Here is a 16,182-nt window from a genome sequence, read left to right on the forward strand (position 1 = left end):
AAAGCCCCGACCTGACGGGCGGGGCAATCACTTATTTCTGATAGATTTTTGACAGATCCTGGAACAGATAGACCGGTTTCGGCTCCGCTTCCTCGGTGCCGCCAAAACGCTTGTCCACCGCGACGGTCGCATTGGTGTAGGCGATCGGGTAGTACGTCATGTCGTTCGCCACGGTCTGCTGAATTTGCTTATAGATATCGGCCCGTTTCGCGGCGTCGGTTTCCACTGCGCCTTTATCCCACAGGGCATCAAACTGCGGATTTTTGTAGTGCGCGTAGTTATAGGCTTCGTTGCTCATGAACAGCGATTTGTAACCGTCTGGCTCGGAGCCCATGATGTAGCCGCCCAGGTTTAGCTCCCACGCGGTGTTGTTCATATCGAGGCTGCGCTGAGACATGGCGTTGGAGTCCAGCGGCATCAGCTCCACGTTCACCCCAATGCCCTTCAGCGCCTGCTGAATGTAGAGCGCCATGCTCTCCTGGGTTTTGTTGGTGTTCACATACGCCAGGCGCAGCTTGAGGTTGTCCGGCGCGCCGGATGTCTTCAGCAGGTCTTTGGCTTTTTGCAGATCGAACTTGTACTGCTCGACGTCATCCGTCTTGTAAAGCGTATCTGGCGTCAGGAACGAGGTCGCCGGTTTAGCGTAGTCCAGCGAGGTAAACGCGGTCTGAGTGAGCTCGTCTTTGTTGATGGCATACGCGATGGCCTGGCGCAGCGCTTTGCTCTTCATCACCGGCACGTTCTGGTTGAACGTCATATAGGCCAGACGGCCTTCCGGATAGACCACGAAGTCAAACTTACCGGTATTTTTCAGGCGGTTCACATCCTGCGGGTCAACCATCTTGAGGTTGATTTCCCCGTTTTGCAGCGCAAGGTTAGCGGCGTTGCTGTCTTTGGCGAAACGGTAGGTGACCGAATCAAGCTTCGCTTTGCCGTTCCAGTAACCGTCAAAACGGGTCAGGGCGTAATACTGCCCGGCGCGATACTCTTTGAATTTGAACGGCCCTGAGCCTACCGGCGCATCGTTTTTGCTGCTCTTTTCAAGGTCGCCTTCACCGGCGAACACGTGCTGCGGAATCGGGTAGATCTGTACCAGGGTGCCGGTAAAGGCCGCGCTGACCTGCGGTAGGGTGAACTTAACGGTGCGCTCATCCACCTTGCTCACGTGTACCGGCTTGTCGCCGTAGGTGAACATGCTGCGGAAGAAGCTGTGCTGTTTAGCATCCAGCAGCTTGTTGAAGGTGAAGACCACGTCGTCCGCCGTCAGCGGCTGGCCGTCCTGCCATTTCAGGTTGGGTTTTAACGTCAGGGTATAGCTCAGGTTGTCGGCGGAAGGCGTCAGGCTTTCCGCCAGGCCCCACTCAATGTTGCCGTTATTAAAGCTGTACAGCGGGGCATAGAGCGCCTGCATGATCGTTAACGTCGTACGGTCACTGGCATAGAGCGGATTAACGGCTAACGGGTCGCCGGAGGTAATTCCAATAATTAGCGAACCGCCCTCTTTTGGCGCGTCGTTTTTTGCCGCTGAGGGCGTATTTGTCTCTTTATTTTTCGCATCATCACAGCCCGCCAGGCCTAACGCGAGCGAAACCACCACTGCCGATAACAGAAGCTTGCGCATCTCACTAACTCCTTGCCTTATAAAGTGTTTATTACTGCATTTTTTATTTATGTTGAAGCATCATATTCAGCTTTATCGGTTTACGCATTAATTATGAAAATGCGATTTTCGATTAAGCTTATGCCGGATTTGATATATATAAGCGCCGGAAGGAATAGCGGTTAATTGATTGCGCTCGCAACGTTAAACGCTTCACAAATCTCCTGCTACACTGCCTCAACACATCACTCAAAAGGCAGGCCAACATGTCAGACAACACGTATCAGCCACCAAAAGTGTGGGAATGGAAAAAGAACGGCGGCGGCGCGTTCGCCAATATTAACCGCCCGATTTCCGGCGCGACCCATGAGAAAGATCTGCCCGTGGGCTCCCACCCGCTGCAGCTTTACTCTCTCGGGACCCCGAACGGCCAGAAAGTGACGATCATGCTCGAAGAGCTGCTGGCGCTGGGCGTGACGGGCGCGGAGTATGACGCATGGTTGATCCGCATCGGCGAGGGCGATCAGTTCTCCAGCGGGTTTGTTGAGGTGAACCCGAACTCGAAAATTCCGGCGCTTCGTGACCACTCCACGAACCCGCCAACGCGCGTATTTGAGTCCGGCAATATCCTGCTTTATCTGGCAGAGAAATTCGGTCACTTCCTGCCGAAAGATCCGGCGGGACGCACCGAGACCCTGAACTGGCTGTTCTGGCTGCAGGGTGCGGCGCCGTTCCTCGGCGGCGGCTTCGGCCACTTCTACAACTACGCGCCGGTTAAAATTGAGTACGCGATTGACCGCTTCACCATGGAAGCCAAACGCCTGTTCGACGTGCTGGATAAACAGCTGGCGCGCGGCCGCTACGTGGCGGGTGAGGAGTACACCATCGCGGATATCGCCATCTGGCCGTGGTTCGGCTGCGTGGCGCTGGGCAGCGTCTATAACGCCGCCGAGTTCCTCGACGCCGGGAAGTACACCAACGTCCAGCGCTGGGCAAAAGATGTGGCGAACCGCCATGCCGTGAAGCGCGGCCGCATCGTTAACCGCACCAGCGGCGAGCTGAACGAGCAGCTCCACGAGCGCCACGCGGCGAGCGATTTCGATACCAATACGGAAGATAAGCGTCAGGCGTAATGTTCCGCCGGGCGGATCCCCGCCCGGCAACTGAGATCCCTGCCCAGGGCATGATTAGCTTAAAGGTTGAGCCGGTATTGCTGGCACTATCTGGACGTTTTTCTCGCGTCTGAGAGTGAGAAATGACGTCTCAACCGACAGCAGTCACAAAGGATCTGTTATGAAACTTATTAAAACAACGCTGGTTATCAGCGCCCTCATTTTTTCCACCTCGGGAATGGCTATCGACAAAACTGCCGCCGGCGCGGTAGCAGGCGCGGCCATTGGTGCGGCCACGGGCAAAGATCTCAAATCGACCGTTGGCGGCGCCGTCGTGGGCGCAGGCACCGGTGCCATGTTCAAAAATGGCGGCAAAGGTAAAGCCGCGCGTAAGGGCGGCGCGGTAGGGGCTGCCGTAGGCGCAGGTGCCGCAGCGGTTACCGGCAAGAGCGTGCTGAAAGGTGCAGCCGTTGGTGCGGGCACGGGCGCGCTGATTGGTGAAGCGACGCACTGATAAATACAGCCGGGCAGCGCTCTGCGAGCCCGGCCTCGTTGTTATGCAGTAATCCCTCCGCACAAGGTCTCACATTTTTGCGATCCGCTTTCAGAAATCACATCTTCCCCACTGCCACAACCCTGTGAACAGTTGCCTGTCGTAGCCTGAAGATTACAATGCAGTTGCTTATCGTAAACTACAGGCTACAATAATGGCTAAGGTCAAACACTACATCACAGCAGACGGGTACGACCCTTTTGATTCATATCTGAGCAAAATGCAGATATTGACAGGGCCGTTGAGTATCTCAACAACTACAAGCGCAGGATATAAGAGGAAATCGGAATGGCTAAATCAGTACTCCATGATGACGCAATGGTACAGCTCCTGAAAGATTCTCCGGATTTCGCGCCCGTATATCTTCATCAGGCTTTTATTGAAATTGACGAGCCCGGAGGCTATGAGGCGTTCATGCTGGCTTTACGACATGTGATTGAAGCCTCTGGCGGGATGACCGTCATTGCTAAACGTGCAGGCATTTCTCGCGAATCACTCTATAAATCACTTTCACCAAACGGTAACCCTTCATTTAAGCGTATTGCGGAAGTGGCATCCGCAACGGGATATCCGATTTCCCGAATTGCAGCTGCAGGGTTAAACGCACCAGCGTGGGACGCACGTCAAAATACGCCCTAAAGTTCTAGCCGGGCGAAGCATCAATGACGATCGTCATACTGAAACACTACTGGAAATGGCGGTAAGAGACATGCCTGCATGCCGCCTCACCTGTTGCATTAATACTTAATGTCCCGCGCTTTTTGTCTTCCGGACTGTTTCATCTGACGCTTGTCCTGACGGCAGTCGTGATTGCTCTGGTTATTGTTCGCCACGCAGGTCTGCTTCACCTGCCGCGACGCGTCGCGGGTTTCCTGCCTGACATCACGCGCCACGCGCCGCTCCTGCGCCTGCTGGGTCGCACTGGCAGAAACCGAGAACAGCATCAGAAGAATGCAAGAAAGGACAGGAATGACAGATAACGATCTGTTCATAGCAACACCTCGAAGAAGAGAGCCCAGAACGTCAGTGGGGTTAGCAAAAGAATAGCAGTTTCAGAAGGGGCTGAATGGGGAAGGCGTTAATAATACAAGGCCGCACAAGGCGGCCTTATACGCTGCGTTATGCCGTCAGGCGGAACTTCTGCACAGAGCGCTGAAGATCTTCGGTCTGGCGCTCCAGCGCCGCCGCCGCGGCAGAAACCTCTTCAACCAGCGAGGCGTTTTGCTGGGTAACGCCGTCCATCTGGGTAATGGCAATCCCGACCTGCGAAATGCCCTTGCTTTGCTCCTCAGATGCGGAAGCGATTTGCTTCATGATGGTTGTCACTTCCGTCACGTCGCGCAAAATCGCATCCATGGTGGTGCCGGTGTCGCTCACCAGCTGTGCCCCCTGCTCTACGCGGGAAACGGAATCGGTAATCAGCCCTTCAATCTCTTTGGCCGCGTTGGCGCTGCGGCTTGCCAGGTTGCGCACTTCGCCTGCCACCACCGCGAAACCACGCCCCTGTTCACCCGCGCGCGCCGCTTCAACCGCCGCATTGAGTGCCAGAATATTGGTCTGGAAGGCAATGCTGTTGATCACGTTGGTGATTTCAGCAATTTTCTTCGAGCTTTCCGAAATACCGCTCATGGTGGTCACCACCTCTTCCACCAGCGAGCCGCCGCGGCTGGCGGTTGTTGAGGCCACATCGGCCAGCTGGCTCGCCTGACGCGCGCTTTCCGCGTTCAGTTTCACCGTGGCGGTCAGCTGTTCCATGCTGGCTGCCGTCTCTTCCAGCGCAGCCGCCTGCTCTTCGGTACGGGAAGAGAGGTCGTTGTTACCGCTGGAGATTTCCGTCGCGCCGCGCCAGATGTTTTCACTGCCGGAGCGAATCGTGCTGACCGCTTCGCGCAGGCTGTCCTGCATAGCGCTCAGCAGCGGCACCAGCTGCCCCACGCAGTTGCGGCCAAACGGCTCAATGGGCTGGCTGAGATCGCCCTGGGCAATCTGGCGGAACTGCTGGCGAATGCGAGCCAGCGGTTTGACCAGCATCGCCACCAGGTAACGGTCGGTGAAGAGCAGGATCAGCAGGCCGATAATCGTGGCGACGATAATCACCGTGCGGGTCATGCTTGTCAGACCGTCCACCACCACGCGGGTGCTGTCGAGCGACTTCGCGGCGGCATTGTTGAACTCCTCAGCGGCCGCGCCGAACGCGCGGCTCAGCGGCGGCGTGACGTTGTTGGCCTGCTGGCGATACCCCTCCAGAGCCCCCTGCTTCGCCTGCTGCATTTGCGGCGTTACGCCCTGTTCGAGCAGCGCCTGCCAGGAGCCGATCACCCGGGAAGAGATCTGCTCATCCATCGGGCCTGGGGAGATCGCTTTCATCTCGGCCAGTTTCTTGCCCATGTTATCCAGCGCCTGTTGGGCAGAGGACAGATCCGGCGTGCCGCCTGCGGCTTTGACTTCCATTGCGCGGCTCAGACGGGTCACAAAGCGGAAATATTGATCGTTACCCTGGCTGAGTACCGTCATCTGTTTAACCAGCTGGCGGTCGACTTCATTGCCATCTGATACGCGAGAAAGGGACCAGGTGCTGTACAACCCAACGCCTGCCCAAATTAAACAAAAGATCCCGAGAATCGTCAGCATGACGAAACGGATCGTGAAATTACGGAGCATATTCATAAGTCTTCCTTGCCGTGAGGGTGAGTTCGCCCAGAGGCGAGTACTACTCTCGTTATCGGCAGGAAAAAGGGAAATTATAACGTTTTGTGATCATTTTTAATTAGCGTGGCTTCACTGGTCGCACAGCAGTCGTTAATCATTAGTCCCGAGCTTAGGGATGTCATTTGCGATGTGGTAAGTTCAGATGAAAACGTTGTTTCGAAAAATTCATCAATAAGAAAGGAGACATCATGTCCTGGCACCCTTACCCTGGCCGCTATGAGAGTATGCAATATCGTTATTGCGGTAAAAGTGGCCTGCGCCTGCCCGCGCTGTCGCTGGGACTGTGGCATAGTTTCGGCCACGTCCAGCCTCTTGACGCCCAGCGCGCGCTGCTGCGAAAAGCCTTCGACCTCGGCATCACCCATTTCGATCTCGCCAATAACTATGGCCCGCCGCCGGGCAGCGCGGAGGAGAATTTCGGCCGCCTGCTGCGTGAGGACTTTGCCGCGTACCGCGACGAGCTGATTATCTCCACCAAGGCGGGTTACGACATGTGGCCGGGGCCGTACGGTTCGGGCGGTTCACGCAAATATCTGCTCGCCAGCCTCGACCAGAGCCTGCAGCGTCTGGGCGTCGACTACGTGGATATTTTCTACTCCCACCGCGTGGATGAAAACACGCCGATGGAAGAGACGGCCTCCGCGCTGGCCCACGCCGTGCAGAGTGGGAAAGCGCTGTATGTCGGCATTTCCTCCTACTCGACCGATCGCACGCAGAAAATGGCCGAGCTGCTGCGCGAGTGGAAGATCCCGCTGCTGATCCACCAGCCGTCCTATAACCTGCTTAACCGCTGGGTCGATAAGACCGGCCTGCTGGATGCGCTGGAAGCAAACGGTACGGGGTGTATTGCCTTTACCCCGCTGGCGCAGGGGCTGCTGACCGGAAAATACCTGAACGGTATTCCTGAAGGTTCACGCATGCAGCGCGAAGGGAATAAAGCGCGCGGCCTGACGCAGAAGATGCTGACCGACGCCAACCTGAACAGCCTTCGCCTGCTGAATGAGATGGCGCAGGCGCGCGGACAAACGATGGCGCAGATGGCGCTAAGCTGGCTGCTGAAAGATACGCGCGTGACGTCCGTGCTGATTGGCGCAAGCCGCCCGGAACAGCTGGAAGAGAATGTTCAGGCGCTGGAAAACCTGCGCTTTACGGAGGACGAACTCAAGCGGATTGACCAGCATGTTGCGGATGGGGAGTTGAATCTGTGGCAGGCGTCGTCGGATAAATAGTGCGGTCTGATGCCTTCCCCCCTCACCCTCTCCCCAAAGGGGAGAGGGGACTGCTCGGTGCGGCTTTTCTCCCTCTCCCCTTTGGGGAGAGGGAGGGGTGAGGGGTATTAGATGTACTTTACTTCTTACTGATCTTATCCAGATACCCCATCACAAACGCAGACAGCACAAACGTCAGGTGGATGATGACGTACCACATCAGTTTGTTATCCGGCACGTTCTTCGCGTCCATAAACACGCGTAGCAGGTGGATAGAGGAGATCGCCACAATCGACGCGGCCACTTTATTCTTCAGCGACGAAGCATCCATTTTGCCCAGCCAGCTGAGCTTCTCTTTACGCTCGTCGATATCGAGCTGGGAGACAAAATTCTCGTAGCCGGAGAACATCACCATCACCAGCAGCCCGCCCACCAGGGTCATATCCACCAGCGACAGCAGAACCAGAATCAAATCCGCTTCGGCAATAGAAAAAATGTTCGGCAGAACATGCCAGATTTCCTGAAAGAACTTAATCGTCAGCGCGATAAGTGCCAGCGAGAGGCCAAAATAGACGGGGGCCAGTATCCAGCGAGAGGCGTACATGGCATTTTCAAAAAAGCGTTCCATAAAGTCCTGTTTGCAAAAGAAACCAGCGCCCAGTATATCTCAACGGCGCTGGCTGTTTGCAATAACTCAACGGTACGTCACTCAGACGTTGTCTGGGTTAACCTCGGGACGTGCGTACTCCGGCCAGACAAGCGCCACCAGTTCAGGATAGGCTTCCAGACTGAACTCGCGAAAACACTGGCGCAAATTTAATACATCCAGATCGGAATAAGAGACCTTCTCGCCGTTAAGGCAGCGCTTTTTAATATTGTCATAATATTTATAGACTGCTGAATTCAGATCGCTACAGCGACGCTGCGCCTCAAACAGTCCGGGCGTGTCATTAATTTCCGACATTTTCATGCGCTTAATTGTCGCGTGTAAAAAGTCGATATATTCGTGGTTCACCCGCCAGTACCAGACAGGCGTAACGGAGTTCATCAATACAGAGAAATGGTCTTCCCCTTCCTCTTTTGTCATCAGTTCAGGTTGCGGGGGTTCACTGGTGTCTTTCGACACTTTCGTTTTATTGAACTCCTGCATCAATAAAAGCACACCAGCGGTCAGTAATAGTAATGTGATGACCGTAAAAAAGATGCTGTTCATGGGTAGGCTCCATTTTTTTTGATTTTAAATTTGCCTCATGATATTGTCAACGAATCTCACGCCTTTACCAACCCCACCCTGTTGAAAATAAAGGAAATTAAAAATGCTGCCCGACTATCTCGTCCCGGCTAAGTACCACATTACGCCTGTGGAACAGCAACCGACGGAAGCAGAAAAAGAGGCCAGTTTCACTCAGGGGAAAAGAAAGCTCTCTGATTTCGAGCCCGATATATTAATTGGTGTTTCCCGAACTGGCAAATCCCGAAATATGTTGCTGGAAGAGCACGATCGCCATATAAAAGACCGCTTATTTCGCGCCATAAAAATTGAAGCCTTTGTCCACCTGCTGAATGACCTGCAGGCCGAGGGTGAAATAGATGCCCAGAAACTAAGTCAAATAATGGCCGAGAAAACCGAAGAAATTAATGAAGCGGGCAATGAAATTTGGCTTAATTTAATTACGCGCGAAAAAAACAACCCAATTTTTTATAGCCTGGGGGAAGATTAACGTGAAAGAAGTTAAAAACAACGACGTTTATTTGACTTTAGAAGATAAAAAAAGTGATGAATTTATCTTAAAGCAAAATCTCGACGCACTGAGAAACACAAAAAATGACGAGATGACGCGTATTACGCAAGACCTGGTATCGATCCCGGCGACGCTGGTTCGTCTGAAATGGCAGAATCGCCGTGAAATTTATCCGCTACAGGTCAAAGAAGAAATTTACGGTGCCGTGATGAACGTCATCATAGAGCAGCGGCCAGAACTGAAAGAGAAGCTTCTGGGACGTCTTGAGGCCAATTATCAATATCTGCTTGCCAGAGAAATCGCCACCCTGCGTCTGACGCGCAAGCTGTCCGACGGTGAGTACCGTACCTCAAACGTCACCTGCGTTGCGCTTGATGAGGACGCGCTGGCAACCCCCTCTACCGCACCGACGGATAGCAAAAACGCATAAACCGGCAGGCATAAAAAAAGCCGGCTTTCGCCAGCTTCTTTATCACTTCGAGGCCGCTTTCTCTTCGCCGACCAGTCCAATCTTCAGGTAACCCGCCTGATGCAGCGTGTCCATTACCTTCATCATGGTTTCATAATCAACGGTTTTATCCGCACGGAAGAAGACCGTGGTGTCTTTCTTACCGCCCGTAAGCTGCTCCAGCGCCGGGATGACCGAGTCGGCCGTCACCGGGTCATTCCCGAGGAACATGGATTTATCCGCCTTCACCGACAGGTAGATAGGCTTCTCCGGGCGGGGCTGGGGCTGGCTGGAAGAGGCAGGCAGATTGACCTTCACATCGACCGTCGCCAGCGGCGCAGCCACCATGAAGATAATCAGCAGAACCAGCATGACGTCGATAAACGGCGTCACGTTGATTTCATGCATTTCGCCGTTATCGTCCAGATTTTCGTTTAGACGCATCGCCATACTCTTAACCTGCGCGCAGTTTAGACGCCGCGTGCACCGGCTTAACCGAGCTGGCGTTCAGGTCGAGATCGCGGCTTTGCAGCAGCAGAACCTGCGCGGCAACGTCACCCAGCGTGGCTTTGTAGCTGCCAATCATACGCGCGAAGATGTTGTAGATGACCACCGCCGGGATAGCGGCAACCAGACCGATTGCCGTCGCCAACAGCGCTTCTGCGATACCCGGCGCCACGACCGCCAGGTTGGTGGTTTGGGTCTGCGCGATACCGATAAAGCTGTTCATGATGCCCCAGACCGTTCCGAAAAGACCGATAAACGGTGAGATCGCGCCGATGGTCGCCAGATAACCATTGCCGCGTCCCATGTGTCGGCCAACGGCCGCAACGCGACGCTCCAGGCGGAAACCGGTACGTTCTTTGATGCCTTCGTTATCTTCACTGCCAGCGGAGAGTTCCAGCTCGTTCTGTGCTTCATTCACTAACAGGGTGGTCAGGCTTTTCGCGTGAAAGGATGAGGTCATATCTGCAGCCTGATCCAGAGAGCGGGCTTCTGCCAGCTGCTGCTGTTCCCGCTTAAGGCGGCGCTTCTGAGAAAGCAGCTCGGCGCTCTTGCTGAAGAAAATAGCCCAGGTGACAACGGACGCCAGAATCAGGCCGATCATCACAATCTTAACCACGATGTCAGCATGCTGATACATGCCCCAAACGGAGAGATCCGTCTGCATCAAATTATTACCCACTCTGTATCTCCAGGACGCAAATCACAAAATCTGAGCGTAATAATATCAAAACGTCGCCGAATTGATAGTAGTTCTCATTAGTATTTGCATGGTGCCGTAATTTTCGCTCACTTTCCTTGCGCTTACGCAGTAAAAATTTCTTATGCGAATTTTTGCTAATATTTTCTGCTTATTCGATAAGCCTCGGGGTGCAGTTTTTTCCAATCGTGGTAGTCTGGACGTCCAGACGTATAAAAACAGGGTTAGCGAACATGACAAAGAAGCATCTTGATACCACGCTGGTACAGGCAGGACGCAGCAAAAAATATACGCAGGGATCGGTCAACAGCGTGATTCAACGAGCCTCCTCGCTGGTGTTTGATACCGTTGAGGAGAAAAAAATTGCCACGCGCAACCGCGCGAAAGGCGGGTTGTTTTATGGCCGTCGCGGCACGCTAACCCATTTTTCGCTGCAGGAGGCGATGTGCGAGCTGGAAGGCGGCGCGGGCTGCGCGCTGTTCCCGTGCGGGGCGGCGGCGGTCGCCAACACCATTCTGGCGTTTGTGGAACAGGGCGACCATATCCTGATGACCAACACCGCCTATGAACCCAGCCAGGACTTCTGTACCAAAATCCTCAGCAAGCTCGGCGTAACGACCGGCTGGTTCGACCCGCTGATTGGCGAAGGCATTGCCGAACTTATTCAGCCAAACACGCGCATTGTGTTCCTGGAATCTCCGGGATCGCTCACCATGGAAGTTCACGACGTGCCGGCTATCGTGAAGGCCGTGCGCAGCAAAGCCCCAGAGGCGATCGTGATGATCGACAACACCTGGGCGGCGGGCGTGCTGTTTAAAGCGCTGGAATTCGACATTGATATCTCGATTCAGGCGGCGACGAAATACCTGATAGGCCACTCTGACGGCATGATTGGCACCGCGGTTTCCAACGCGCGCTGCTGGGATCAGCTGCGTGAAAATGCCTACCTGATGGGCCAGATGGTGGATGCAGACACGGCCTACATGACCAGCCGCGGACTCCGCACGCTGGGCGTTCGCCTTCGTCAGCACCATGAAAGCAGCCTGAAGGTGGCCGAATGGCTGGCGCAGCATCCGCAGGTTGAGCGCGTGAATCATCCCGCGCTACCGGGCAGTAAAGGCCACGAATTTTGGCAGCGTGACTTTACGGGCTGCAGCGGTTTGTTCTCGTTCGTACTGAAAAAGCGGCTAAATAACGACGAGCTGGCGAGCTATCTGGATAATTTTACCCTCTTCAGCATGGCCTACTCCTGGGGCGGTTTTGAATCCCTGATCCTGCCTAATCAGCCGGAACAGGTTGCGGCTCTGCGTCCCGGCGGTGAAGTGGACTTCAGCGGTACCCTGATTCGACTGCATATCGGTTTAGAAAACGTTGACGATCTGATTGCCGATTTAGCAGCAGGGTTCGAGCGTATCGTGTAGAGTGCTGGCTGAAAATGTACTTTCTGGACGCTTTTGTGGACACGGCAATGAGAAAAGTCTGCATGAGTTGCGCCCGGGATCAAACCCGACGGGCGAATAAGGGAGTACAATAGCGCTATATCTGCTGTTCCACAGGAAAGTCCATGGCTGTTATTCAAGATATTATCGCGGCGCTCTGGCAACACGACTTTGCCGCGCTGGCGGATCCTCACGTCGTCGGTATCGTTTACCTCGTGATGTTCGCAACACTGTTTCTGGAAAATGGATTACTGCCAGCCTCGTTTTTACCCGGTGACAGCCTGCTTTTACTTGCCGGGGCATTAATCGGGAAAGGCGTCATGGACTTGGCTAAATTTGCCCAACGCGCCAAAAATGTAAAGTTAGCTTTAAATTCTAAAATCACTCACTTGAATTCTCGTTCTCAATCAGCGCTTGCTTCCAATATTCTGGTTCAGCATATCGAGCAACCAATGCATCGATATCTATTTTTGAGGTTGATGGACTAAACTCAAAATTGCCATACATATTGATGTGCTGCCATGCAACGGGCGAAATACTGTGAAGCTGAGCCAGTGCATTTTGATCTCCTACTGTTTGCTTCTGTTCATAGACACGAGATAGCAGCACTGTGTTGTAGTAAATGACCGCGTTGGTGATGAGCCGAGAGCATTCATTCCATATTTGCTGCTCCTCTTCTGTTTTTACTCTGAATTTTCCACCGTTAACAAATGCAACTGCTCGTCTAAGACGATGATAGGCTTCGCCACGATTTAATGCTTTTTGTACACATTGACGTAAGCCAACATCGTCGACAAAGTCGAGAATGTATAGCGTTCGGCATATGTTTTCCAACTCCCATAATGCTTTCTTGGTCTGATTCTGACGCGAATAGCTCGAGAGTTTGCGAACAATCGTGGCTTGAGTAACATCTTTTTGAGCTAGCGATGCCATGATCCGTTGAATATTGGGCCATTCACGTTCAATCAATTCATCGTTGGTTTTTCGGGCAGGCTTTATTAGCCAGTCACCACACTCATTGGGATGTTGTGAGCCGACTAACGTATCCATTTTCTTATGCAAATCACGATAACGAGGTGCAAAATGATATCCAAATGCATGCAAAATCCAAAAATTAACCTGATTGGTGCCATGGGTGTCAGTGGAATGCCGTTCTGGCTTTATATCAGAGGTATTGTTATGCAATAAATCGAAAACGTAATGGCTTTCATGTTCGTGAGTCCCAATAATCTTTGCATTTATAGGAACATGATTTGCAACCAACGTGTAGGCGCTGACACCTTTCTGTAAACCAAAATACTTGGGAGAATATCGAGCGTTAAGGGTGTTAATTTGCGTTTCTATCCGCTGACCATCGCTACTTGAATGAAGTGTGTCCTGAATATCATAGAGATGAAATGCGGGTAGCTGGCTGGTCGCATTACTAATCGCATCATTAGCCGCTCGTAATGTCTCCAAGCGTAGATAATTTCTTGATGTCCCCGCCATTGATGCTGAGCTAAGGCCTGAAACCTCAGCCATTTTTGCTAACCCCATGTTTGTTCCCATCGCAACAATACAGGCGAAAATTTCACGGGGATCAGCTTCATGCTTTACATAACGATCTAATACATGGGTAAATGCATTTAAAAATCCAGTATTACCCGCAACAAACCACAGTAGATCCGCAATACCAATTCCTGGTAACTGGCTGTAAAAATCGCTATTAACGGATTCATCACTGCTCGGATAAAGCAGCTTCCAACGACGCTTTTCGGCAGCCCCAATTACTTTAATATGTTTGTTGACCCCATCAGAAATATGTTGGTTAATCGCACTATAACGTGCTGCTAGCATAGTATGAAATACAGCCAGAGTATCTTGGATAGGGGCCAATAAAATGGGTGCACCAATATCTTGCAATACTCGTTCTTTATCCTGCCATCTAAGATCGCTTATTAAGTCATCTTCAAAGCGGCGAAATTCATTACTATGTTTAACGTACACATCACCCGCTTCCAGTGAGTTGCGTAGTAGGCGATAGACCAAAAACTCATAGCGATCTACATCAAGCGTTTTAAATGTTTTGCCCTCTTTACTAAACAAATATCGGCGTAAACCTTTAGGAATAATCTCAGTCGGAAATGAATTAGGGTCAGTTTGCCTTGGTGATTTTTCTGTGCGCAATAAGTTTTGTAAAAACGCGATAGCTTCAAGCAAAGGAGAGTCTTCTACACGTCCGGCAAAATCCAGATCAGTAAAAAGTTGCCTTAAGTTACGTTTGAATGTGGCGGATAATTTTGTGTAATGTGACCATTCAAATGCCGTTTTGTCGAAAGCAATATTGCGTAAGTAATCAGCAACTAATGGGAATCTCTCTTGTTCAAGCAATGCATAGGCTTTTTCTTTAATAATGGAAAAAGGTGTGTCATCGGTGATGGTGTCATCCGTAAACAGGCTCAATACATGACCCGCAGCCTGTAAATTTTTCGCTGCATTGGTAACCGCATTATTCATTGCTTCTTCAGCGGCACGCTTGGCCTGTTTCTCGTATTGATCGACCCAATGGAGCAATGCTTCAATTAAGTTGTCATTAATTTGCTGAAACCGATGAAAAGCAAAAAACAGCAGATATAACTGTGCAGTCTCTTTTTTCATGCGTTGAAGTTTATAAGTGGTATAAAACTTAACCATAGAAGCATAATACTTGCCGCTTTCATTGGAGATCCCCGCTGTTATGAGGAACTGCTTGGCAAACTCATGTAGAGGCTGGAAAAACTGCCGCCGTGCGACTTCATGTCGCAATTCTTTATAACTGAAATCTTTAGCTTCATGTTTTAATGCGCTGACGCGAAATACTCCTGACTCAGCCCGAAGCAAAGCCGCTAATTGCTGATCGATAAGTGAAGTCATGCAAGTGCTAAGTAATCGAGCAATACGGGTGCGTTCATAAGCCACCACTCTACCAATCATCTCTTGCATATACCGATAACTGGGCATGACAATACGGTGTAATGCTAAGTATTGGGTTAATTCACGAAAGATAAAGATAGGTTGTGTCGATAACATCGCAACCCGCTGTGCTTTATCTTCCAAATCAACTTTTACCTCATTATCACATTGTTTATACTGGAATAAATCAAGAATTGCTCGTTGTTGTTCAGCCCTAATCGGTCTTGAGGGACTTTTCAGTCTTGAAAGCGTTTTGGTGGGAAAGTACAGCGCGGCAATGTAATCCAAGTCATTTAGTACTGACGATTCTTGTTCATAACTGAAAAACTGCCGTTTGGCTTTGAAATAGCCCAGTTGCAATACTAAATGGGCTGCCACAGAAAACGTTCGGGTATTGTCGAATAGCTCGCGCTCTTTAGCACTTAAGTCAAAATATAATCGACGATCATCATCTGAGAAATGAGGTAATCCAAACAGTTCATCTATTTCATCAGTTGACAAAATAGATAGCCGCCGAACATCATTTTTCATGGTGCCCTCCCTATTTCACTACATCAAATAATTTCCCGCTCCGCGAGATGTGCAAGTGGAACCATACTTTTATGTAAGATCCCAAATACAACGAATTGATGCTCATGTTGGATGTAATAGATGACATGACTTGAATAAGGGAAGCTAAACACATTCATGCGTACCTCGGGTCTATTTTTCCCAAGGGTGGGTGTTTCAGCCAGCAGTTGAATCGTTTGTCTAAGTCCTGATAAATAGGTCTTCGACTGAGTCGTTCCCCATTGGGCTAACGTAAAGCGGTGAATACCTATCAGATCAGATTGTGCATCGGGCGTTAAATGATAAGTTACCGGCATTAGTCATACTGCCCTGCGGCCAGCTCATCAAAAAAGGTATTACCATCAACCAAATTGCCCATTTTGATGTCAGTTATGGCTTTCACCGCTTTGGATTGAAGCAAATGTAATTTTAGTGTCTCGATACTTTGGTATGCATCAGCTGAAATAACAACGGCCACAGGCTTGCCATTTTTATTAATTTGGATTGGAGCTTGTTGAGCTTTGAGCAACAAATCTCCAAAGTGAATTTTTGCTTCATTGGCTGAAAGAGTGTTCATTTATCACCTTTAAACGAATCGTTCGATTCGCTCAATTTACACCAGTTGGGCGATAAAAGTCAAAAATGCACCCTATCAAAATGTATACTATTTGATAGCTCTGGTTATTA

17 protein-coding genes and 1 pseudogene are annotated in these 16,182 nt (G+C 51.3%); 8 read left to right on the forward strand and 10 right to left on the reverse strand.

What is annotated here, in order from left to right:
- Positions 1 to 31: 31 nt before the first annotated feature.
- Positions 32 to 1,621: an ABC transporter substrate-binding protein gene (locus tag WM95_RS21235; protein WP_063409627.1), complete on the reverse strand. Its 1,590-nt coding sequence runs from the start codon at positions 1,619 to 1,621 to the stop codon at positions 32 to 34.
- 245 nt (positions 1,622 to 1,866) lie between these two features.
- Between WM95_RS21235 and yghU the strand changes: the two genes are divergently transcribed.
- The 3 genes from yghU (at position 1,867) to WM95_RS21250 (ending at position 3,904) form a co-directional block, all read left to right on the forward strand.
- A complete protein-coding gene (gene yghU / locus WM95_RS21240; RefSeq protein ID WP_047743766.1) occupies positions 1,867 to 2,733 on the forward strand; it encodes a glutathione-dependent disulfide-bond oxidoreductase in 867 nt (288 codons plus the stop codon).
- 160 nt (positions 2,734 to 2,893) lie between these two features.
- On the forward strand, positions 2,894 to 3,226 hold the full coding sequence (locus WM95_RS21245) for a hypothetical protein (RefSeq protein ID WP_029740720.1): 333 nt from the start codon (positions 2,894 to 2,896) through the stop codon (positions 3,224 to 3,226).
- Between the two features lie 327 nt (positions 3,227 to 3,553).
- Complete coding sequence (locus WM95_RS21250; protein ID WP_045356040.1) at positions 3,554 to 3,904, forward strand: helix-turn-helix domain-containing transcriptional regulator; 351 nt, start codon at positions 3,554 to 3,556, stop codon at positions 3,902 to 3,904.
- A gap of 98 nt (positions 3,905 to 4,002) precedes the next feature.
- On the opposite strand, the gene WM95_RS21255 is transcribed toward WM95_RS21250, so the two are convergent.
- Together WM95_RS21255 and WM95_RS21260 are read right to left on the reverse strand one after the other, a co-directional pair.
- Positions 4,003 to 4,257, reverse strand: a complete 255-nt coding sequence (locus WM95_RS21255) for a hypothetical protein (RefSeq protein ID WP_023309166.1) — start codon at positions 4,255 to 4,257, stop codon at positions 4,003 to 4,005.
- A 127-nt stretch (positions 4,258 to 4,384) separates the two neighbouring features.
- Positions 4,385 to 5,932, reverse strand: coding sequence for a methyl-accepting chemotaxis protein (locus WM95_RS21260; RefSeq protein WP_063409626.1), 1,548 nt, complete (start codon positions 5,930 to 5,932; stop codon positions 4,385 to 4,387).
- Between the two features lie 230 nt (positions 5,933 to 6,162).
- Between WM95_RS21260 and WM95_RS21265 the strand changes: the two genes are divergently transcribed.
- Positions 6,163 to 7,203 carry an aldo/keto reductase gene (locus WM95_RS21265; protein WP_045403973.1) on the forward strand — a complete coding sequence of 347 codons (1,041 nt, stop codon included), beginning with the start codon at positions 6,163 to 6,165 and terminating at the stop codon, positions 7,201 to 7,203.
- A gap of 118 nt (positions 7,204 to 7,321) precedes the next feature.
- Here WM95_RS21265 and WM95_RS21270 read toward each other — a convergent pair whose 3' ends face one another.
- Positions 7,322 to 7,810 (reverse strand): TIGR00645 family protein, encoded by a 489-nt coding sequence (locus WM95_RS21270; protein WP_023309169.1) that lies wholly within the window; start codon positions 7,808 to 7,810, stop codon positions 7,322 to 7,324.
- An 81-nt stretch (positions 7,811 to 7,891) separates the two neighbouring features.
- Positions 7,892 to 8,395 (reverse strand): ESA_00282 family adhesion-associated protein, encoded by a 504-nt coding sequence (locus WM95_RS21275; protein ID WP_023309170.1) that lies wholly within the window; start codon positions 8,393 to 8,395, stop codon positions 7,892 to 7,894.
- 103 nt (positions 8,396 to 8,498) lie between these two features.
- Between WM95_RS21275 and WM95_RS21280 the strand changes: the two genes are divergently transcribed.
- Both WM95_RS21280 and WM95_RS21285 read left to right on the forward strand, forming a co-directional pair.
- Positions 8,499 to 8,903: a hypothetical protein gene (locus WM95_RS21280; protein ID WP_023309171.1), complete on the forward strand. Its 405-nt coding sequence runs from the start codon at positions 8,499 to 8,501 to the stop codon at positions 8,901 to 8,903.
- A 1-nt stretch (position 8,904) separates the two neighbouring features.
- Positions 8,905 to 9,354, forward strand: coding sequence for a hypothetical protein (locus tag WM95_RS21285; RefSeq protein ID WP_063409625.1), 450 nt, complete (start codon positions 8,905 to 8,907; stop codon positions 9,352 to 9,354).
- A gap of 42 nt (positions 9,355 to 9,396) precedes the next feature.
- Here WM95_RS21285 and exbD read toward each other — a convergent pair whose 3' ends face one another.
- Both exbD and exbB read right to left on the reverse strand, forming a co-directional pair.
- Complete coding sequence (gene exbD, locus WM95_RS21290; RefSeq protein WP_023309173.1) at positions 9,397 to 9,822, reverse strand: TonB system transport protein ExbD; 426 nt, start codon at positions 9,820 to 9,822, stop codon at positions 9,397 to 9,399.
- 4 nt (positions 9,823 to 9,826) lie between these two features.
- Positions 9,827 to 10,558, reverse strand: a complete 732-nt coding sequence (gene exbB / locus WM95_RS21295; protein WP_023309174.1) for a tol-pal system-associated acyl-CoA thioesterase — start codon at positions 10,556 to 10,558, stop codon at positions 9,827 to 9,829.
- 251 nt (positions 10,559 to 10,809) lie between these two features.
- Here exbB and metC point away from each other — a divergent pair, with 251 nt between their 5' ends.
- Together metC and WM95_RS21310 are read left to right on the forward strand one after the other, a co-directional pair.
- Positions 10,810 to 11,997, forward strand: a complete 1,188-nt coding sequence (metC, locus tag WM95_RS21305; protein WP_063409624.1) for a cystathionine beta-lyase — start codon at positions 10,810 to 10,812, stop codon at positions 11,995 to 11,997.
- Between the two features lie 143 nt (positions 11,998 to 12,140).
- Positions 12,141 to 12,341 (forward strand): annotated as a pseudogene (locus WM95_RS21310) (DedA family protein); the annotation flags it as partial.
- A gap of 55 nt (positions 12,342 to 12,396) precedes the next feature.
- On the opposite strand, the gene WM95_RS21315 reads toward WM95_RS21310, so the two are convergent.
- The 3 genes from WM95_RS21315 to WM95_RS21325 are packed head-to-tail and all read right to left on the reverse strand — an operon-like array spanning position 12,397 to position 16,072.
- Entirely contained in the window at positions 12,397 to 15,477 is a 3,081-nt protein-coding gene (locus tag WM95_RS21315; RefSeq protein ID WP_011787830.1) for a Tn3 family transposase, read from the reverse strand.
- A gap of 23 nt (positions 15,478 to 15,500) precedes the next feature.
- Complete coding sequence (locus WM95_RS21320) at positions 15,501 to 15,812, reverse strand: type II toxin-antitoxin system RelE/ParE family toxin (RefSeq protein WP_011918375.1); 312 nt, start codon at positions 15,810 to 15,812, stop codon at positions 15,501 to 15,503.
- Positions 15,812 to 16,072, reverse strand: a complete 261-nt coding sequence (locus WM95_RS21325) for a type II toxin-antitoxin system Phd/YefM family antitoxin (RefSeq protein ID WP_011787805.1) — start codon at positions 16,070 to 16,072, stop codon at positions 15,812 to 15,814. The genes WM95_RS21320 and WM95_RS21325 overlap by 1 nt, the downstream gene beginning before the upstream one ends.
- Positions 16,073 to 16,182: the final 110 nt, after the last annotated feature.

Source organism: Enterobacter cloacae complex sp. ECNIH7 (assembly GCF_002208095.1).
Lineage (GTDB): Bacteria > Pseudomonadota > Gammaproteobacteria > Enterobacterales > Enterobacteriaceae > Enterobacter > Enterobacter cloacae_M.